Origin of the sequence: Pelagibacterium nitratireducens, from assembly GCF_037044555.1 — a bacterium.
Lineage (GTDB): Bacteria > Pseudomonadota > Alphaproteobacteria > Rhizobiales > Devosiaceae > Pelagibacterium > Pelagibacterium nitratireducens.
The window spans coordinates 2,190,707-2,209,459 of the sequence record NZ_CP146275.1 but is presented as its reverse complement, the minus strand read 5'-3'; the positions used below and the strand labels follow the sequence as shown (position 1 = coordinate 2,209,459).

Annotated in this window: 17 protein-coding genes and 1 tRNA gene; 9 read left to right on the top strand and 9 right to left on the bottom strand. The window is 59.9% G+C overall.

Going from position 1 to position 18,753, the window contains the following annotated elements:
* The first annotated feature begins 78 nt into the window (after window positions 1-78).
* Window positions 79-648, top strand: coding sequence for a hypothetical protein (locus tag V6617_RS10945; RefSeq protein ID WP_338607010.1), 570 nt, complete (start codon window positions 79-81; stop codon window positions 646-648).
* Between the two features lie 287 nt (window positions 649-935).
* Here V6617_RS10945 and V6617_RS10940 read toward each other — a convergent pair whose 3' ends face one another.
* Complete coding sequence (locus tag V6617_RS10940; RefSeq protein ID WP_338607009.1) at window positions 936-1,241, bottom strand: ETC complex I subunit; 306 nt, start codon at window positions 1,239-1,241, stop codon at window positions 936-938.
* Window positions 1,242-1,267: 26 nt separating this feature from the next.
* Window positions 1,268-1,344 (bottom strand) — tRNA-Pro (locus V6617_RS10935).
* 138 nt (window positions 1,345-1,482) lie between these two features.
* Between V6617_RS10935 and V6617_RS10930 the strand changes: the two genes are divergently transcribed.
* Window positions 1,483-2,277 (top strand): phosphatase PAP2 family protein, encoded by a 795-nt coding sequence (locus tag V6617_RS10930; RefSeq protein WP_338607008.1) that lies wholly within the window; start codon window positions 1,483-1,485, stop codon window positions 2,275-2,277.
* On the opposite strand, the gene metC is transcribed toward V6617_RS10930, so the two are convergent.
* Complete coding sequence (gene metC / locus V6617_RS10925; protein WP_338607007.1) at window positions 2,253-3,443, bottom strand: cystathionine beta-lyase; 1,191 nt, start codon at window positions 3,441-3,443, stop codon at window positions 2,253-2,255. The genes V6617_RS10930 and metC overlap by 25 nt on opposite strands.
* A gap of 244 nt (window positions 3,444-3,687) precedes the next feature.
* Between metC and V6617_RS10920 the strand changes: the two genes are divergently transcribed.
* The 5 genes from V6617_RS10920 (at window position 3,688) to V6617_RS10900 (ending at window position 9,257) form a co-directional block, all read left to right on the top strand.
* A complete protein-coding gene (locus V6617_RS10920) occupies window positions 3,688-4,707 on the top strand; it encodes an amino acid ABC transporter substrate-binding protein (RefSeq protein WP_338607006.1) in 1,020 nt (339 codons plus the stop codon).
* Between the two features lie 132 nt (window positions 4,708-4,839).
* Window positions 4,840-6,045, top strand: a complete 1,206-nt coding sequence (locus V6617_RS10915; RefSeq protein ID WP_338607005.1) for an ABC transporter permease subunit — start codon at window positions 4,840-4,842, stop codon at window positions 6,043-6,045.
* 10 nt (window positions 6,046-6,055) lie between these two features.
* Window positions 6,056-7,189, top strand: coding sequence for an amino acid ABC transporter permease (locus V6617_RS10910; protein ID WP_338607004.1), 1,134 nt, complete (start codon window positions 6,056-6,058; stop codon window positions 7,187-7,189).
* Between the two features lie 6 nt (window positions 7,190-7,195).
* A complete protein-coding gene (locus V6617_RS10905; protein WP_338607003.1) occupies window positions 7,196-7,990 on the top strand; it encodes an amino acid ABC transporter ATP-binding protein in 795 nt (264 codons plus the stop codon).
* A gap of 193 nt (window positions 7,991-8,183) precedes the next feature.
* Window positions 8,184-9,257, top strand: coding sequence for an amino acid ABC transporter substrate-binding protein (locus V6617_RS10900; protein WP_338607002.1), 1,074 nt, complete (start codon window positions 8,184-8,186; stop codon window positions 9,255-9,257).
* A 9-nt stretch (window positions 9,258-9,266) separates the two neighbouring features.
* Here the strand turns inward: V6617_RS10900 and cls are convergent, their stop codons facing one another.
* The 3 genes from cls to V6617_RS10885 all read right to left on the bottom strand — a co-directional run bounded on the left by cls (window position 9,267) and on the right by V6617_RS10885 (window position 13,320).
* Window positions 9,267-10,706: a cardiolipin synthase gene (cls, locus tag V6617_RS10895; protein ID WP_338607001.1), complete on the bottom strand. Its 1,440-nt coding sequence runs from the start codon at window positions 10,704-10,706 to the stop codon at window positions 9,267-9,269.
* A gap of 11 nt (window positions 10,707-10,717) precedes the next feature.
* The gene (locus V6617_RS10890) at window positions 10,718-11,764 is read right to left on the bottom strand and encodes a cysteine synthase A (RefSeq protein WP_338607000.1); all 1,047 of its coding nucleotides are present in this window, start codon (window positions 11,762-11,764) and stop codon (window positions 10,718-10,720) included.
* A gap of 155 nt (window positions 11,765-11,919) precedes the next feature.
* Window positions 11,920-13,320, bottom strand: coding sequence for a deoxyribodipyrimidine photo-lyase (locus V6617_RS10885; protein WP_338606999.1), 1,401 nt, complete (start codon window positions 13,318-13,320; stop codon window positions 11,920-11,922).
* 208 nt (window positions 13,321-13,528) lie between these two features.
* On the opposite strand from V6617_RS10885, the gene cysD reads away from it, so the two are divergent.
* Together cysD and cysN are read left to right on the top strand one after the other, a co-directional pair.
* Window positions 13,529-14,437 carry a sulfate adenylyltransferase subunit CysD gene (gene cysD / locus V6617_RS10880; RefSeq protein WP_422394828.1) on the top strand — a complete coding sequence of 303 codons (909 nt, stop codon included), beginning with the start codon at window positions 13,529-13,531 and terminating at the stop codon, window positions 14,435-14,437.
* Complete coding sequence (gene cysN, locus V6617_RS10875; protein ID WP_338606997.1) at window positions 14,437-16,335, top strand: sulfate adenylyltransferase subunit CysN; 1,899 nt, start codon at window positions 14,437-14,439, stop codon at window positions 16,333-16,335. Before cysD ends, cysN begins: the two co-directional genes overlap by 1 nt.
* 287 nt (window positions 16,336-16,622) lie before the next feature.
* Here the strand turns inward: cysN and V6617_RS10870 are convergent, their stop codons facing one another.
* The 3 genes from V6617_RS10870 to V6617_RS10860 all read right to left on the bottom strand — a co-directional run bounded on the left by V6617_RS10870 (window position 16,623) and on the right by V6617_RS10860 (window position 18,700).
* Window positions 16,623-16,955 carry a metalloregulator ArsR/SmtB family transcription factor gene (locus tag V6617_RS10870; protein ID WP_338606996.1) on the bottom strand — a complete coding sequence of 111 codons (333 nt, stop codon included), beginning with the start codon at window positions 16,953-16,955 and terminating at the stop codon, window positions 16,623-16,625.
* Between the two features lie 115 nt (window positions 16,956-17,070).
* Window positions 17,071-17,505: an SRPBCC family protein gene (locus V6617_RS10865; RefSeq protein WP_338606995.1), complete on the bottom strand. Its 435-nt coding sequence runs from the start codon at window positions 17,503-17,505 to the stop codon at window positions 17,071-17,073.
* A 1-nt stretch (window position 17,506) separates the two neighbouring features.
* On the bottom strand, window positions 17,507-18,700 hold the full coding sequence (locus tag V6617_RS10860; protein WP_338606994.1) for an MFS transporter: 1,194 nt from the start codon (window positions 18,698-18,700) through the stop codon (window positions 17,507-17,509).
* Between the last annotated feature and the right edge of the window lie 53 nt (window positions 18,701-18,753).

Here is an 18,753-nt window from a genome sequence, read left to right as displayed (position 1 = left end):
TCTACTGAATATTTATTCCGCGCTTGTGTAGACAACAGGGTTTCTGCTAAATTTAACGCTTTTTAAGGAGGGTCGAAGATGAAAAATATCGTAGCAATTTCAATGGCGGCGGTTACTGCGTTCTCCCCTTTAACCAGCTTTGCAAATGACGAGTTTGCGACTGTTGAGGCCAGCCAATATTATGAGGGGCTTCTCATAACGACATCGCTCTATGCAGTGGGTCAGCAGGAGCCAGTCGACGGGACTTACTCGTTTGAGGGTCTCTCTCTGGCGAATGGAAGAACGGTTCCAATTCGCATAAATGTACCCGTCGAGCTTGGTCTATCTCAAGACTTGCCAGATCAACTTCGGGTGGAAGATGTCGAACTGGCATTGGTGGATCAGTTCGCTTTTGAGACTGATTCAGCGTTTGTCCATAAGTACTTCTACTCGAGCGCTGACGGTAGTGAGAGTAATATTGTATTGACGGACGATCCGATTCCACTGGCAGTGTGGCTGCTTGTGGCTGGTGCGGCTGCAATCTCTGCACCCATAGCGGCATGTCTGTATGCGGATGCGACGTCGGATGGCAATGAGCAGCAGATTCTCGAAGGGGAAGTAACAGTCGGTGAGGAAGGCATTCGTATTGGAGTTTCATGCGAGTTCTGATTTGAAATCAGATCCGCAAGCCCAGTTCTGTTCTTGGCCAGTGTCCTTTTGAACAGCCTAGTGATTTGCTCGGCCGAGTATGCTGGCTTGGTCATGCCCATTGCAACCGCGGGAGCCTCGCGTTTACCGCAAGTGTCGATATAGCCACCTGCCCATCCTGGCAGATGGCAGCGGCGGTCTAGAAATGCGATCGCCGCCGATCGCCAGTCGAGCACACATTATCGATCGCGCTGTGGATGCGTATGCGTGGCAACACATAGCCCCAAGCTATCGACCTCAGGGACGCCTCAATGCGTCCAGGGCGTCTTGCGGTCGACTCGGAAATTATCGGGATAGCTGACCTTCTTGATGGTCGACTCCTGCGCCGGCTGCACCACATAGGGGATGCCTTCGCGGCGTGCATAGGATTCGGCGTCTTCGAGCGTATCGAAGCGCAATTTGATCTGCTGCTTCATGTCGCCAGACGAGGTGTAACCCATCAGCGGCTCGATCGAACGGGCCACTTCGGGCTCGAACACCAGCACCCAGTCCTGGCTCTTGCCTTTGCCCGACTGCATCGCGTTGCGGGCGGGGCGATAGATGCGTGCGACCATAATCAACAAATCCCATGGCTGGCCAATGGTCGGGGCAGCAAGATTCGAACTTGCGACCCCCGGTTCCCAAAACCGGTGCTCTACCAGGCTGAGCTATACCCCGACATGGCCATCGGTGTTGCGATACACATTCTTTTCTCACAGGGCAAGGCATGTTACCGGGTCTCGACCGAAACTGGGGTCAGGACCCTGAAGTCTTTGGCGACCCGCGAATGCCCATGATTATGGAGATTGGGGAAAAGTGCTGGCTCCTGAAACCTTTACCGTCCAGTGGTTCAAAGCCGTCATGGAACGGCACCGGCAGGCAAAAGTCCTGTTCTGGTGGCCCTTGTGGACGATCCTGGGTCTGCTGGCTCTCGCCGTCATGCTCGATGGTCCGGTCACCGAGGCCCTGCGCAATTGGCCGTCGGGTGAGCGCGCGTTTTTTCGGTTCATAACCGATCTTGGCAAGTCCGACTGGCTGCTCATCCCCACCCTGGTTGCCGGCCTCGTGTGCGCTGGCGCCTTGCAACTCAGGCTTTCCTACAGTTGGGCCTGGGCCGCACGCGGTATCGTTGCCATCTCAGCCTATATATTTGCCACCATTGCCATTTCCGGCCTGGTGACGGTTGTTCTCAAGCGCATCATCGGGCGCGCGCGTCCCATGTATCTCGAAGATCTTGGCGTTCTCCATTTGAGGCCCTTTGAGTTGCTCGACTGGAGTTTCCACAGCTTTCCCTCGGGCCACGCAACGACCGCCGTGGCCTTTGCGCTCGTGCTTCGGACGCTGACCAACCGGCGGTTTCATGGTTGGTTTATCGCTTTCGGCTTTGCCATCGGCCTCAGCCGCATCGTCGTCGGCGATCACTATCTTTCCGATGTGATCGCCGGATCCTTTGTCGGACTGGCCTCGGCGATCGTGGTTCGCGATTATTTTGTCACCCGCCGCTGGGGCATGCGCATGCAAGGCGCCCACGTTGATTATCGCATGTTCTCAGCCTTCAAGCCGCTCATGCGCTGGCTGCGCCGCCGTCATATCCCCGCGCTCTTCAAATAGCGCGCAATCCCGTCGCCCAGATCGGCTTTGAGATCGTTGAGATCTTCAAACCCGACATGGATGCGCAACAGATTGCCGCGCGCCTCCCAGGGCACGGCCGTCCTTATGCGCCTGGGGTCCGACGGCAGGATCAGGCTTTCAAAACCGCCCCACGAATAGCCCATGCCGAAAACAGTCATGGGGTCCACCATGGCCGCAATGGCTTGCCGCGGCGCTGGCGGCAGGACGATCGAAAACAAGCAGCCCGACCCGGAAAAATCGCGTGCGAACAGGTGATTGTCCGGATGTGAGGGCAGGGCGGGATGCAGCACCTCGATGCCCCCCAACCGCTCAATCCAACCGGCCAGCTCGAGCGCGCGGGCCTGATGCTCCTTCATGCGGACGGCGAGCGTGCGCATGCCTCTCGTGGCCAGATAGGTGTCGTCGGGGGAGGCGATAAGGCCGAAGGTCCTGTGCGTCTGGACCAGACGATCCAGATACGCATCATTGGCCGAAACCGTGCCCATCATCGCATCCGAATGGCCGACGAACATCTTTGTTGCCGAATGAATGATGATATCGGCACCCAGCGAGAGTGGCTTGTAAAACAGCGGCGTGGCCCACGAATTGTCGACGATCACGGCAATATCGCGCCCTGAAAGCGCTTCGGTGATGGCCGGCAGATCCTGGATTTCAAACGTCAGCGACCCGGGGCTCTCCATAAACACGGCCCGGGTGTTCTCGGTCGTCATATCGGCGATCCCGCTTCCGATTCTCGGATCGAAATAGCGGGTCGTGATTCCCATCCGCTTGAGCACGGAGTCGGCAAATCTTCGGGTTGGCTCGTAAACGGAATCGGTAATGAGAACTTCGTCGCCTACCGACAAACACGTAAGAAATGCCAAGGAAATTGCCGACACCCCCGATGGGGTTAAAACGGTGCCCGCGGCCCCTTCGAGCTCGGTTATCATCGCTTCCAGCCCGTCGGTCAGCGGCGTGCCCTGCCGGCCATACCGGTATCGGATCCGCGCATCGTCGAGTTCGGCCAATGTATCGAAAATGACCGTGCTGCCCCGGTAGACGGGCGTATTGACGAAACCGTGTTGAGCATTGGGATCGCGGCCGCCATGCGTCAGGAACGTCTCCGTACCCGATTGGAATATAGCGGTTTTTTCTAGGTCTGACATGTTACTCCGGCCTGGGTCACTGACAAAAGGTCAGTATTATTGCTTCTAATTTAGGCGAGCGCCGGCAAGTGACTATTTTCGTATCGCTTTTGCCCTTGACGCAAACAGTAAAACTGCGCTTCGATGCTGCCCAGCAATGCGCTCGATGGCAATAGGGCGCTGCTTCCCGCCCACAAGCGGGATAAGAGGAGCGGGCGGCAACGCACCAGCTCCATAAAAAGGGTTAGGAAACAAAGGCAATCCTATGAAAAAACAACTCATCACTTGCGCCGTGGCCGCCGCTGTCGCCACGACTTCGTCTGCAGCGTTTGCACAGACGCTCGACGAGGTCATGGAGCGAGGCTACCTGCAGTGCGGCGTGACCGAAGGCGTCCCGGGCTTCTCGTTCCCTGACGAAAACAACAACTGGACGGGTCTTGAAGTCGACTTCTGTCGTGGCATGGCCGCGGCGATTTTCGGCGATGCTGAAGCCGTTCGCTACACGCCGCTGACCTCCACGTCGCGCTTTGAAAGCCTTGCCAACGGCAATGTCGATGTTCTCTCGCGCACCACGACCTGGACCATGACCCGCGATACCGACCTCGGCCTGAGCTTTACGGGCACGATGTTCTATGACGGTCAGGGCTTCATCGTCGGCGCCGATGCCGGCGTGACCTCGGCTCTTGATCTTTCGGGCGCTGCTGTCTGCGTTGAAGCGGGCACGACCACCGAACTCAACCTGGCCGACTACTTCGCGGCCAACGGTATGGATCTTTCCAACGCCGTCGTCTTTGTCACGCGTGACGAAGTCACTCAGGCCTATCTCGACGGCCGCTGTGACGCCTACACCACTGACTCCTCGGCTCTCGCTGCCGAGCGTTCGCAGTTCCCCACACCGTCCGACCACATCATTCTTCCGGAAATCATTTCCAAGGAGCCTCTCGGCCCGGTCGTTCGCGCTGGTGATACCCAGTGGTTCAACATTGCCAAGTGGACCCTGTTCACGATGGTCAATGCTGAAGAACTCGGCGTAACCTCGGAAAACGTCGACGACATGCTCGGTTCGGAAAACCCCTCCATTCTGCGTCTGCTGGGCGTCGAGGGCGATTTCGGTACGCCGATCGGCCTCTCGACAGATTGGGGCTATAACATCATCAGCCAGGTCGGCAATTATGGTGAAAGCTACGAAGCTCACGTCGGTCCGGACACTCCGCTCGGTCTTGAGCGCGGCCTGAACGCGCTTTGGAACGACGGCGGCATCATGTACGCGCCGCCGGTTCGCTAACCGTCTTTACTGCCTCCCCGGCGGCGCTCGCGCCGCCGGGGGTATTGGTTACAGACCTCGCTTCAGCGCATCCCACTCGCTGCGAAGTGACTGCAGGGTTGTTGTGACCCTGACATGGGGCAAAGGCACAAGATGACCGACGCTACGAACAAGGGGCCGGCTTCCAAAGCCCGGCCGGCGCTCGATGCATCCCTGATCTACAATCCCAAAGTGCGTGCGTTCGTCTATCAGGCGGCCATGGTTCTCGGAATTGTACTCCTGGTCTGGTGGTTGCAGTCGAACGCAGCTTACAATCTGGAACAGCAGAGCCGAAGCACCGGTTTTGCATTCCTCACCCAGACCTCCGGATTTCAGATATCGTTTTCGCTGATCGATTTCACGCGCGCCTCGACCTATTTCGAGGTCTATATCGTCGGCATTCTCAACACGCTGCTCATCGCCGTGGTCGGCATATTCTTTGCCACGATCCTCGGGTTCACCATCGGCATTGCGCGGCTTTCGCCAAACTGGATCGTGCGCAAGCTCGGCATGGTTTATGTCGAAATCATGCGAAACGTGCCGCTGCTGCTGCAGTTGCTCTTCTGGTATTTCCTTCTGCTCAACGCCTTGCCGGCCGTCCGGCAGAGTTTCGCGCTGGGCGAAGCGGTGTTCCTCAATCAGCGCGGCCTTTATATCCCGGCCATCGTCACCGACGCGCGCTTCCTGATCATCATTGCCGGGTTCATCCTGGCGCTGGCCGCTGCCATCTGGTGGCGCCGTCGCACGATCAGGAAAATCGAGCTGACCGGCCAGCGCCATCCCATCTGGCTTCCGCTCATCGCCATATTCGTCGCCATCTTCGCTGTCGCCTTTTTCATCAGCGGCGCGCCCATCGAGATCGACTACCCGGCGCTCCAGGGCTTTAACTATTCGGGAGGCTTCACGGTCCCGCCCGAGTTGACGGCCCTGTTGCTGGGGCTGGTGATATACACCTCCGCCTTCATCGCCGAAGTCGTCCGGGCCGGTATCCAGTCGGTGAACTACGGACAGGTCGAGGCGGCGTCGGCACTGGGACTTCGCGATACCGACCGCATGCGTCTGGTGGTTATCCCTCAGGCCATGCGGGTTATCGTGCCGCCCCTGACCTCGCAATACCTCAACCTCACCAAGAACTCGTCACTCGGCGCAGCCATCGGCTTTCCCGAACTGGTCAACGTGTTCATGGGAACGGCGCTCAACCAGAGTGGGCGGGCCATCGAGATCGTTGCGCTGACCATGGCGGTTTACCTCACCTTCTCGCTGGTAACCTCGGTATTTATGAATTGGTATAACGCGCGCGTCGCGCTGGTCGAACGGTGAGGGCACAATCATGAGCGATGTCGTTTTTGTTCGCACCGAAATTGCCCAACCGCTCCCCCCTCCGGGACGGACGTCGGGGATCTGGGCCTGGATGAAAGAGAACCTTTTCTCTTCGCCTGGCAATACGATCCTGACCATCGTGGGCATCCTTGTGGTGGCCATGATCGTGCCGCCGATCTACGGCTACATGATCGGCGATGCCGTGTTCAGCGATCCCGAAGGCGTTCGCGGTGATGCATGTCGGGGCGAGGGGATCGGCGCCTGCTGGATTTTCATCCAGTCGCGTTTCAGCTTCTTCATTTACGGCTTTTACCCCGACGATCAGATCTGGCGCGTCAATCTCATGTTCGTCATGGCGATTGTGCTGCTCATCCCGCTTCTGGTGCCCAGAATGCCGTTCGTGCGGACGGCCGCCGTGCTGTTCTTCGTGGTCTTTCCCGTTATTGCCTATTTCCTGATGGCCGGCGGTATTCTGGGGCTGCGTCCGGTGCCGAGCGGGCAGTGGGGCGGTCTGACCCTCACGCTTATCATCTCGCTGATCGGCATCATCTGCTCGCTCCCCATCGGCATTCTGCTGGCACTCGGCCGCCAGTCCCGGCTGCCGGTCATAAAAGGCTTCTGTATTGCCTTCATCGAAGTCTGGCGTGCCGTTCCGCTCATAACCGTTTTGTTCATGGCGGCGGTCATGTTCCCTCTGTTCATGCCGCGCGGGGTCAATCCCGATACGCTGTTGCGGGCCATTATCGGCATCATCCTGTTCGAGTCCGCCTATATGGCCGAAGTGGTGCGTGGCGGGCTTCAGGCCATGCCGCGTGGGCAGTACGAGGCCTCGTCCGCGCTTGGCCTGAACAAGGTCAAGACCATGGGGCTGATCATTCTGCCTCAGGCCCTCAAGCACGTCATTCCGGGCATCGTGAACACGTTCATCGCGCTGTTCAAGGATACCTCGCTGGTCTCGATCATCGGTATTTTTGAACTGCTCAACACAGTGCGCGCCGCCGGGTCCGACGCTGTCTGGGCATCGTCGTCCCAGGCAATTACGGGCTACATTTTCGCCGGCATGGTATTCTGGATATTCTGCTTCGGCATGTCGCGATATTCCATCTACATGGAAAATCGACTTCACACCGGGCACAAGAGGTAAGTCACAATGACAGCAGATATGGACACGGCTCACCAGCCCAATCGCACCAAGATGACGGTATCGGAAACCGATGTCGCCATTGAAATCACCAACATGAACAAGTGGTACGGTGATTTCCACGTTCTGCGCGATATCGATCTCAAGGTCATGCGCGGCGAGCGTATCGTCATCGCTGGCCCCTCGGGCTCGGGCAAGTCGACCCTGATCAGGTGCGTCAACCGTCTCGAAGAGCATCAGCAGGGCGACATCATCGTCGATGGGATCGAATTGACCAACGACATCAAGCGGATCGACGAGGTCCGGCGCGAGGTCGGCATGGTGTTCCAGCACTTCAACCTGTTCCCGCATCTGACTATCTTGCAGAACCTGACCCTGGCGCCGATCTGGGTGCGCGGCACACCCAAAGCCGAGGCCGAAGAGCAGGCCATGAAATATCTCGAGCGCGTCAAGATTCCCGAGCAGGCCGCCAAATTCCCCGGCCAGCTCTCCGGCGGCCAGCAGCAGCGCGTGGCGATCGCCCGCTCACTGTGCATGAACCCCAAGATCATGCTGTTTGACGAGCCCACCTCGGCGCTCGATCCCGAGATGATCAAGGAAGTGCTCGAAGTGATGGTGCAACTTGCCGAGGATGGCATGACCATGATCTGCGTCACCCACGAAATGGGTTTCGCGCGTCAGGTCGCCAATCGGGTGATCTTCATGGATCAGGGGCAGATCATCGAGCAGAACGAGCCCGAAGCGTTCTTCTCGAACCCCCAACACGAACGCACGAAACTCTTCCTGAGCCAGATTCTGCACTGATATCGGCCGATATCAGCGATCGGACAGGTACAGGCCGGCCCCAGGGCGCGGCCTGTACCGCTAAATATCAAACGTGCAGTAAAATCGAATTGTCGGGGGAAACGGCTGACGCGCCTTGACCCGTCATGGACCCATGCCAATATGGCGATCCATTTTCATAGGAGCGGGTCCGCCCGCGTCGAGCTTGCATTCAGTGTGGCGTTTTTTGCGGATTCCTGCCAGTGCAGCCCTTTTGGCCGCCATGCTTCTGGGTGGCCAGCAGACGGCGTTTGCCCAGCAGGCCGAGGCTGAAACCGAAGCCAGCGCACCGTTCACCATTTCCACGCTCGAAACGGTTCGAACTCGGGGCTACGTCATTTGCGCGGCGACAAACCCGCTGCCCGGCTTTGCGCAGGTCAGTCCCGAAGGCCTCTGGTCGGGGTTCGATGTCGATCTGTGCCGGGCCATTGCTGCGGCAGTCTTTGGTGATCCCTCCCGTGTCGAATTTCGTCCGCTTTCCGGGCAGAGCCGTTTTGCCCATCTCTTGATGGGAGAGGTCGATCTTGTCGTGAGAAATTCGCCCTGGACGATGGCCCGCGACACCCAGTACGGCGCGACCTATGTCACCACTTCATTTTTCGACGGTCAGGCCTTTATGGTTCCCGACCGCCTGGGCGTGGTCTCCGCCTATGAACTTGAGGACGTAACGATCTGCGTGACATCGAATTCCGACGCGTCGCGCCGTCTCGACGAGTTCTTTTTCTTCAACCAGCTGGCCTATGAAGAGCTGCTCTACGAAGATCGCGAGGATCTCGCTGTCGCCTATCGCGCCGGGGAATGCGATGCCGTCACCGGCGCGGCCAGTTGGCTGCAGGCCATTCGCCGCACGATGCCCGATCCGGGCTCCAATTCCATCCTTCCCGAGCGCTTGAGCAAGGAACCTTACGGGCCGGTGGTGCGCAGCAACGATCCCCAATGGGAAGCCATTGTCCGCCGCACGCTCTACGCGCTCATCAATGCCGAAGAGTATGGGGTCACCTCCATAAATATCGAATCGATGATGTCGGCTCGCACGCCCGCGATACGGCGTCTTCTCGGTGCGGAAGAAGACGTGGGCAGCGACATCGGCTTGCGCCCGACCTGGATGCGCGATGTCATTGGCAGCGTTGGCAATTATGGCGAGATCTATGCCCGGCATTTCGGCGCCGTGGCCGGCGCCCAGCTTTTGCGCGGCCAGAACGCGCTTTGGCTCAATGGCGGGCTGATGTACGCCCCGCCCGTTTACTGAAGCCTGGCGTCACAAAATCGGCGAAAACAGCCTTGCGCCCTGACAGAGCAGACGAAACGGATAGCTCCGCCGCTGCAGATTGCGTTCAGTCGTGAGATAGGATCCCTCGAAATCGGTATCGAGCATCGCCGCGACCCTGGCGATCATGTCACTGTCGGTGAACCACAGCGTTGCCTCGAAATTGATGTTGAAGGACCGGTAGTCGAAATTGACGGTGCCGACACCGGCGATCTGGTCGTCGCACAGGATCACCTTCTGGTGCAGAAATCCCTTTTCATAGCGATGCACCTTGATGCCGTGCAGCACCATCTGGTCGGCATGGGCGTAGCTGGCCAGCCACACGATCAGATGATCTGGCTTGCGCGGCAACAGGATGCGCACATCGACCCCGCGTAGCGAAGCGGCATAGAGCGCTGTCTGGACTTCGATGCCCGGAACGAAATAGGGACTGACAATCCACAGTCGTTCGCGAGCCCTTGAAATCACTTCGGTAAACGCAATGGCGCAGTCCTCGAGCTTGTCGGCCGGACCGGTGGGCATCACCAGGATCGGCTGGTTGCCGGGCGTCGGTATGGTGTCGGGATAGCGGGCCGGCAATTCTTCGCCTGTGGCCCAGTGCCAGTCCTCTCGGAACATCAGTGCGCAGGCCAGCGCGGCCGGTCCGGTCACATGAACATGGGTGTCGCGCCAGCGTCCGAGCTTGGGGTTCTTGCCCAGATACTCGTCGCCGACATTGTGCCCGCCCACCCAGGATTCGACCCCATCGACAACAACGTTCTTGCGGTGATTGCGGTAATTGATGCGCGTCAGGCCATAGAGCCGCAGGAACGGGTGGCGATGATTGAAGCCCGTGATCTTGACGCCATGGCTCTTGAGCCGTTCTTTGTAGCTGCGGGGCAGGGCATGACTGCCCGCGTCGTCGTACAGAACATAGACCTGCACCCCCGCATCGGCCCGCTCGATCAGCGCATCGGCGAACCTTCGGCCCAGATCGTCATCGCGAATGATATAGAACTGGACCAGCACATAGTCCTTGGCCCGCGAAATCCCGTCGATGATCGAAGCAAACGTATCCTCGCCATCGATCAGCAGCGAGGCCGAATTGCCGTACAGGAACGGCAGTTCGGCAACCTTGCGCAGCACCGGCCAGTGATCGTTTGTCTTCTTGTCCACGATCCGCAGATCTTCCGATCGCGCCAGACGCCAGGTGCGGCCGGAATGGATCTGGGATTCGGCATAATCGTCGAACAGTTTCCAGCCGAACAGCAGATAGATGATCGTGGTGGGGAAGGGCAGGATAAGCAGGGACAGCAGCCAGGCGATTGTGCCCTGCGATGTGCGCGAGTTCATGATCTCGCGCACTGAACAAACGAACGCCAGAAGATAGTTGGCCAGATAGAGCGTAGCCAGAAAGCTGAAATTATCGGCTATCGCCCTGACCAGATCCACGCAAAACCCGCCTAGCTATCGGCCTCCAGCACCGAATTGATGTCAACCGTGGGTCCGGCTTCCAGCCAATCTGGCACCGGCAGTTCCTTGAAGCGCAGGAAGGCCGGATTGAACAGTTTCGACTGATAGCGGCTGCCATAGTCGCAGAGCACGGTGACAATGGTTTTGCCCGGCCCAAGTTCCCTGGCAAGCCGCACAGCGCCCGCGATATTGATCGCAGACGAGCCGCCAAGGCACAATCCCTCCTGGGCAATCAGGTCAAAGATATAGGGCAACGCTTCGCTGTCGGGGATCTGGTAGGCGTGATCCACGCTCAGCCCCTCAAGGTTTGCGGTAATGCGGCCCTGTCCGATTCCCTCGGTGATCGAGCCACCCGAGGATTTGAGCTCCCCGCTCGTGTAATAGCTGTAAAGCGCGGCCCCTTCGGGGTCGGCCAGCCCGATCTGGATATCCTTGTTGCGCTCCCTGAGCGCCATGGCGACCCCACCCAGCGTGCCGCCCGAACCCACCGCGCAGATGAACCCGTCGACCTTGCCCTCGGTTTGGCTAAAGATTTCCGGTCCCGTGGTTTCGATATGGGCCTGCCGGTTGGCGATATTGTCGAACTGGTTGGCCCAGATCGCGCCGTTCGGCAGCTGCGCAGCCAGCTTTTCGGCCAGCCGCCCGGAAACCTTCACGTAATTGTTGGGGTTCTTGTAGGGCTTGGCCGGTACCTCGATCAGCTCGGCTCCGGCCAGCCGGATGGCGTCTTTTTTTTCCTGGCTCTGGGTTTCGGGGATGACGATGACCGTCCTGAACCCCATGGCATTGCCCACCAGCGCCAACCCGATCCCGGTATTGCCCGCCGTGCCCTCGACAATCGTCCCGCCCGGCCCGATCGCGCCCCGCGCCACCGCGTCATTGATGATATAGAGCGCCGCACGGTCCTTGACCGACTGTCCGGGATTTAAGAATTCCGCCTTGCCCCAGATCTCGCATCCGGTCGCCTCGGACACGGCGTTGAGGCGGATCAGCGGGGTGTTCCCGATGGCGGACGGCATATCGATATAACGGGTCATGATGGGCAACAGCTCTTGAACGTGGACCCAAACCGTAGTGACCTCTTGAGCCCCGAACAAGGCAGCACGGCGTTGATTGGCCGGGCTTTTTCAGTTCACCCCCGTTTTGCGCAATCTTCTGCCACCACAGCCGCCATCGCCGCAAACCTGTTGCGTCAGCGCTTGAGCGTATCGAGCGCCCGCTCCCGGCTGGACTTCAAATCCACGATCGGCTCGGGATAAGTCACGCCCAATTTAAGTCCCGCCTTATCAAGCGTGGCCGCGTCGGCCAGCCATGGCTTATGCACCCATTTGTCGGGCATGCCCTTAAGCTCGGGCACCCATTCGCGCACATAGTCTCCGCCGGGATCGAATTTTTCGCCCTGGGTCACCGGATTGAAAATCCGGAAATAGGGCGCCGCGTCCGCCCCGCTCCCGGCCACCCATTGCCAGCTTGCCGGATTGTTGGCCGGGTCGGCATCGACCAGCGTGTCCCAGAACCAGTTTTCGCCTGTCCGCCAGTCGATCAGCAGATTCTTGGTCAGAAGCGACGCCGTGAGCATGCGCACCCGATTGTGCATCCAGCCCGTCTGCCAGAGCTGGCGCATCCCCGCATCGACGATCGGAATGCCCGTCTGCCCCTTCTGCCAGGCATGCAGCGCCTTGGCGTCGGCCCGCCATTCGATCTCGTCGAACCGCTCCTGCATCGAATGGCTGGCAATGTCGTCGCGATGATAGAGCAGGTGATAGGAAAACTCCCGCCAGGCCACTTCGGACAGAAACTTTTCACCAGCGCTCGCCATTGACGGTTTTGAATCGATCAGATGCCGCACCGCAAACCAGATCTGGCGCGGCCCGATCTCCCCGAACCGCAAATGCGGCGACATTTCCGATGTCGCGCGCTTGCGCGGCAGGTCGCGATCGGTGGGGTAATCGGCCAGCAGATCGTCGAGAAAATCGGCCAGAACAGTTTTTGCCGCTTTTTCGCCAATCGCCCAACGCTGCACTATCCCATCCGCCCAGAACGGCGGCGCGTCCAGATCGAGGGCAGGGGCCGCGATCGCCGCATGCTTTTCGATCCGCCCGATCGGTTCGGGGATCGGCTTGTCTTTCAGCGCCTTCCAGAACGGGGTGAAAACGCCATAGGGCGTGCCCTGTTTTGTTGCGATGTCCCAGGGCTCGATCAGCAGCGAGCCATTGAAGCTCTCGACCGCAAGTCCATCCGACTTGAGAGCGGACTTTAACGCCGCGTCATGGCTGCGCCCTGCCGGATCGTACCGCCGGTTCCAGTAAACCCGCTCGGCCCGGGTCTCCCGGACGATTTCGGGAAGAACGGTCCTGCTCTCGCCCTCGCGATAGGAGAGCCGCACCCCGCGCTCCGCCAGCGCGCCATTGAGCGCCGCAAGGCTCTCATGCAGCCAAACCTTGGCAGCACCCCCAAGCGGGCGCAGCCCCCGATCGGTCTCGAGCACATAGACGGCATGGACCGGCGCGTCATGCTTGAGCGCCGCGGCAAGGGCCGGATTGTCGGCAATGCGCAAATCGTTCCTGAGCCAAACCAATGTGGAACTGGCCATGAAAAAAACTTTCCTTTTCGTCGGAGAGGCCAGTCGAAAAATGCGCGGGCTCGACACATTTGGAATAAACGCGCCGTTCTTTCCCGATACGGGCAAACCTCGGCTTCAGATCATCCGGGAGCGCCTCTCGTGCGGTTGTCCGGGCCGTCCGGCAGGAATATGTCTGCGAGCCGAAAACGTTCCGAACCGCTGGAATAAACCCATGTCGATGTCCCCCACTTCCCTGTCGCATCTTTCCCGTTTGGAGAGTGAGAGCATTGAGATTTTCCGGGAGGTTGCGGCGAGTTTTGAGCGTCCTGTGATGATGTATTCGATCGGCAAGGATTCCTCGGTTTTGCTGCATCTTGCGCGCAAGGCGTTTTATCCCTCGCGTATTCCGTTTCCGCTTTTGCACATCGATACGACCTGGAAGTTTCGTGAGATGATCGCGTTTCGCGACCGGATGGCCGAGCAGTACGGGTTCGAGTTGGTTGTGCACACCAATCCCGAGGGCAAGGCTGCGGGGATCAACCCGTTCGATCACGGCTCGGCGCGCTATACCGACATCATGAAGACCCAGGCGCTGCGCCAGGCGCTTTCGGCCGGCGGGTACGATGCGGCGATCGGGGGGGCGCGGCGCGACGAGGAAAAGAGCCGCGCCAAGGAGCGGATCTTTTCGCACCGCAACGCGTCCCACGCCTGGGACCCCAAGACCCAGCGGCCCGAGCTGTGGCGGGTGTTCAACACGCGGCTCAACCCGGGCGAATCGATGCGGGTGTTCCCGATCTCGAACTGGACCGAGCTCGATGTGTGGACCTACATCTATGCCGAAAACATCGAATTGCCCGCGCTCTATTATGCCAAGAAGCGCCCGGTGGTCGAGCGTTCGGGCACGCTGATCATGGTCGATGACGAGCGCATGCGGCTCGATCCGGGCGAGACGCCCAAAGAGGCGATGGTGCGGTTCAGGACGCTGGGCTGTTACCCGCTGACCGGCGCCATCGAATCCTCTGCGGCCACGCTGCCCGAGATCATCATGGAGATGCAGGCATCGCGGACCTCCGAGCGCGAGGGGCGGCTGATCGACAGCGATTCCCTCGGCTCGATGGAGAAGAAAAAGCAGGAAGGGTACTTTTGATGTCCACTTTGACCGCAGCCTCCCTTCCCACTGCCGACACCGATATCGGGCTCTGGCTGGACCAGCAGACCAACAAGTCTTTGCTGCGCTTTTTAACCTGCGGCTCGGTCGACGACGGCAAATCCACCCTCATCGGGCGGCTGCTCTATGACAGCCAGCTCATCCTCGACGATCAGTTGGCCACTTTGAAGACCGACAGCCGCAACCGCCATGTGGGCGATGAGGGCATCGATTTCTCGCTTTTGGTCGACGGGCTTGTCGCCGAGCGCGAACAGGGCATCACCATCGATGTGGCGTATCGGTTCTTTTCCACCGAGAAGCGCAAATTCATCGTCGCCGATACCCCCGGCCACGAGCAATACACACGCAACATGGCGACCGGCGCGTCCAACGCCGATCTGGCGCTGCTGCTGGTCGATGCGCGCAAAGGGCTGTTGACCCAGACCCGCCGTCACAGCTTCATTCTGTCCCTGATCGGGGTCAGGCACGTGGTGCTGGTCATCAACAAGATCGATCTGATGGACTATTCGCAAGAGGTCTTCGACGAAATCGTTGCCGACTACAAAGCCTTTGCCAAGGATCTCGGCTTTGCTTCGCTCGCTGCCGTGCCCATCTCGGCGCTGCGCGGCGACAACATTGTCGAAAACTCCGAGCGCACCCCGTGGTACACCGGCACGCCCTTGCTGCCCTATCTCGAAGAGATCGTGGTCGACGAGGACAAGAGCCAGACCCCGTTCCGCTTTCCGGTACAATGGGTCAACCGCCCCAATCTCGATTTCCGCGGCTTTTCGGGCACCATTGCCGGTGGCACCGTCTCGGTGGGCGATGAGGTTCTGGTTGCCGCCTCGCGCAAGCCGGCCAAAATCGCCCGCATCGTTACAATGGATGGCGATCTGCAAAGCGCCATCGCCGGGCAGGCGATCACCCTTGTGCTCGACCGCGAGATCGACATCTCGCGCGGCGACATGCTCACCCATCCCGGCCACACCCCTGACTATTCCAACCAGTTCCAGGCCGAGATCGTGTGGATGGCCGACGAGCCCGCCTATCCCGGGCGCTCCTATCTCTTAAAGATCGGCAGCCAGCTGGTGCCGGCCACGCTGACCGATCTCAAGCACAAGACCAACGTCAACACGCTGGAAAAATCCGCCGCCAAGCGGCTCGAGCTCAACGAGGTCGGAACGCTCACCCTGGCCACCGACAAGCCGATCGCGTTTGATCCTTACCAGACCAACGGGCTGACCGGCGGGTTCATCCTGATCGACCGGCTCAATAATCTCACCCTGGGCGCCGGCACCATCAGCTACGGTCTGCAGCGCGGCCAGAACCTCACCTACCAGGCGTTCGACGTCAATCGCGAGGTCCGCGCGCTCCAGAAGGGCCAGACCCCGCAGATCGTGTGGTTCACCGGGCTCTCGGGGTCGGGCAAGTCCACGGTCGCCAACCTGCTCGAAAAGCGCCTGACCGCCGAGGGCCGCCACGTCTATATCCTCGATGGCGACAACATCCGCCACGGGCTCAACAAGGATCTGGGCTTTACCGACGCCGCCCGGGTCGAAAACATCCGCCGGGTTGCCGAAGTGGCGCGTCTGATGGCCGATGCCGGGCTGATCGTGCTCGTCTCGTTCATCTCCCCGTTCCGCAACGAGCGGCGCCTGGCCCGCGAAGTGGCCGGCGATATCGACTTCATCGAAGCCTATGTCGACACCCCGCTCGAAATCTGCGAAGCCCGCGACCCCAAGGGCCTCTACGCCAAGGCCCGCGCCGGCCAGATCACCAACTTCACAGGCATCGACAGCCCCTTCGAAGCCCCCCAAAACCCCGACATCATCCTCAACGGCGCAACAAAATCTCCAGAGGAAATGACCGAGGAAATCTATGGGAAAATCGGAGCGTGAGGCGGCGTCCAACCTGCCAAACCCCTTAATCCCCCCGGACCAACGGGTCTGGCCTTAAGGGGACACCGACCTTCTCCTCCTTCGCTTCCCCGGTGAAAACCGGGGTCCAGCAGCGCAGCCGCAGACTCCACCGCCATGTGCTATGCGCATGGACCTGGCGTTCGCCGGGGCAGCGACAGAGAAGGAAAAGACCCGGCGTCCTCACCCCCTTGGTCACCCCGGCCTTGAGCCGGGGGCCAGTACACCCGGCTTTTTGGGTTGGGCCCGAACAGCGCCGCGCGCAAACGCTAACCGAATAGGTCCAGCGTCAGTTCCGGCTCCGGTGCAGGCTTGGGCTTCGGTCGCGCTTTGGGTTTGCTCGGCGGCTGTTCAACGCTCTCGACCATCTCTGGCCTTGCCGCTTCCGCGACCGGCAGCAGCGGGCTCACCCAATCCCGCAGCGAAACAAGCGCATCGGGAACCAGACAATAAAGCCGGCGCTGCCGATCGGCCCGCACGGTTGCCACCCCCGCATCGCGCAGCACTTTCAGGTGCTGGGAAATCGCCGGCTGGGTCACGCCGGGAAAAGCGGCAACAAAGGCACCGGCCGGCAATTCGCCGCCAACCAGCATGTCGATCATCCGGCGCCGCGTTGGATCGGCGACAACAGTAAAAATGTCCATAAGCGCCGATTTATACACTCACGCCCCAAGCGCAAGACTGTCGGGTGTCCGGGGCTCTCAAGCCTGTGGAAATCTACTCGAGCAGTTCGGCCAGCTCGTTCAGCGCCTCGTGCCACGCTTCGATCGAAAAAATCCGCGACTCGGCGTCGGCATGGGCTTCTGCGATTTCAACGATGGTGATCTCCGTCCGCGAATCATCGACCGGTGCGAACGTCACGATCAGCGTGCTGTCGTGCTCGGAACCTTCGCCCTCCATGTGCCAGAGCTCCACCAGTTTTCGGTCCTGCTCATAGCTGGCGACCGTTCCACTGATGACATGGCTGACGCCCGGCTCGTCGGCATCGGACGTCTCGAACCGAAACTTCCCGCCTTCGAACGGCTCGAATTCGACGATTTCGGCCTGCCATTGTTCGAGCAGGGCCGGGTCGGTCCAGGCAGAAAACAGTTCATCGGCCGGCGCATCGATGGTGCGCGACAGGGTGATGGAGTGGTCGGCCTGATCGGTCATGTCAGTCTCCCGTGTTGGGCAGCAATGCCGTCAAAAGCCCCGCCAGCGGCAGGAAGGCGCAAAGCTGGAATACAAAAATGATGCTCGTTGCGTCGGCCACGACCCCGAGCACGGCAGCACCCAAAGCGCCCATGCCGAATGCAAATCCGAACATCAGGCCCGCGATCATGCCCACCCGGCCCGGCAGCAATTCCTGCGCATAAACCAGAATGGCCGAAAACGCCGACGCCAGGATGAACCCGATGATCGCCGTCAGAACGATCGAAAGCTCAAGCCCCACATAGGGCAGGGCCAGCGTGAAGGGAAGGGGCCCAAGGATCGAGACCCAGATCACCAGTTTGCGCCCGACCCTGTCGCCCACCGGCCCGCCGATAAACGTGCCCGCCGCCGCAGCGCCGAGGAAAACAAAGAGATAGAGCTGGGCCGTGGACGCTTCCAACCCGAATTTTTCGATCAGGAAGAACGAATAAAAGCTGGTCATCGACGCCATATACACATTCTTGCTCAGAACCAGCATGGCAAGAATGGCAAAGGCGCCGAGCAGTCCGGCCCGCGAAAGCGAGCGATTGCGAACCGCCACCGGCTGGGGCTTTTTCATCCGGTTCTGGCCCGAATACCATCGGCTCACGGCAAACAGCACGGTAATGGCCGTTAGCGCCACGATGGCAAACCACGAGACGCTGCCCTGGCCGCGCGGAATGATGATGAAGGCGGCCAGAAGCGGCCCCATGGCGGTTCCCACATTGCCCCCCACCTGAAACAGCGACTGGGCAAACCCCAACCGCCCGCCCGACGCCATGCGCGCGACGCGCGAGGATTCAGGATGAAAGATCGACGATCCGACCCCGATCAGCGCCGCCGCGACCAGAAGCATCGGAAAACTCGATGCAGCCGAGAGAACGAGCAGCCCGCACAGCGTCGAACACATGGCGATCGGCAGCGAATAGGGTTTTGGATATTTGTCGGTGTAGTACCCCACCAGCGGCTGCAACAGCGACGCGGTGAGCTGGTTGACCAGCGTAATCAGCCCGATCTGGGTAAAATCGAGGGCATAGATCTCGCGCAGCAACGGATAGACCGCGGGCAGCAGCGCCTGCATCAGATCGTTGAGCATGTGTGAGAAGCTGATGGCGAACAGCACCCACAGGGACGCTGTTTGCCGCGCGGGCTGATGCTCCGCTGTCGTGGCGGTCATAAGGCTAATCCGGAAAGGCAGCGGCGTGGTGTGCCCACGCCGCTCTTGTTCTC

Excerpts from the sequence above, each read along its gene's own strand:
- V6617_RS10945 (WP_338607010.1), top strand. The coding sequence starts at position 79 with ATGAAAAATATCGTAGCAATTTCAATGGCGGCGGTTACTGCGTTCTCC.
- V6617_RS10940 (WP_338607009.1), bottom strand. The coding sequence starts at position 1,241 with ATGGTCGCACGCATCTATCGCCCCGCCCGCAACGCGATGCAGTCGGGC.
- metC (WP_338607007.1), bottom strand. The coding sequence starts at position 3,443 with ATGTCAGACCTAGAAAAAACCGCTATATTCCAATCGGGTACGGAGACG.
- V6617_RS10920 (WP_338607006.1), top strand. The coding sequence starts at position 3,688 with ATGAAAAAACAACTCATCACTTGCGCCGTGGCCGCCGCTGTCGCCACG.
- V6617_RS10915 (WP_338607005.1), top strand. The coding sequence starts at position 4,840 with ATGACCGACGCTACGAACAAGGGGCCGGCTTCCAAAGCCCGGCCGGCG.
- V6617_RS10910 (WP_338607004.1), top strand. The coding sequence starts at position 6,056 with ATGAGCGATGTCGTTTTTGTTCGCACCGAAATTGCCCAACCGCTCCCC.
- V6617_RS10905 (WP_338607003.1), top strand. The coding sequence starts at position 7,196 with ATGACAGCAGATATGGACACGGCTCACCAGCCCAATCGCACCAAGATG.
- V6617_RS10890 (WP_338607000.1), bottom strand. The coding sequence starts at position 11,764 with ATGACCCGTTATATCGATATGCCGTCCGCCATCGGGAACACCCCGCTG.
- V6617_RS10885 (WP_338606999.1), bottom strand. The coding sequence starts at position 13,320 with ATGGCCAGTTCCACATTGGTTTGGCTCAGGAACGATTTGCGCATTGCC.
- cysD (WP_422394828.1), top strand. The coding sequence starts at position 13,529 with ATGTCCCCCACTTCCCTGTCGCATCTTTCCCGTTTGGAGAGTGAGAGC.
- cysN (WP_338606997.1), top strand. The coding sequence starts at position 14,437 with ATGTCCACTTTGACCGCAGCCTCCCTTCCCACTGCCGACACCGATATC.
- V6617_RS10870 (WP_338606996.1), bottom strand. The coding sequence starts at position 16,955 with ATGATCGACATGCTGGTTGGCGGCGAATTGCCGGCCGGTGCCTTTGTT.
- V6617_RS10865 (WP_338606995.1), bottom strand. The coding sequence starts at position 17,505 with ATGACCGATCAGGCCGACCACTCCATCACCCTGTCGCGCACCATCGAT.
- V6617_RS10860 (WP_338606994.1), bottom strand. The coding sequence starts at position 18,700 with ATGACCGCCACGACAGCGGAGCATCAGCCCGCGCGGCAAACAGCGTCC.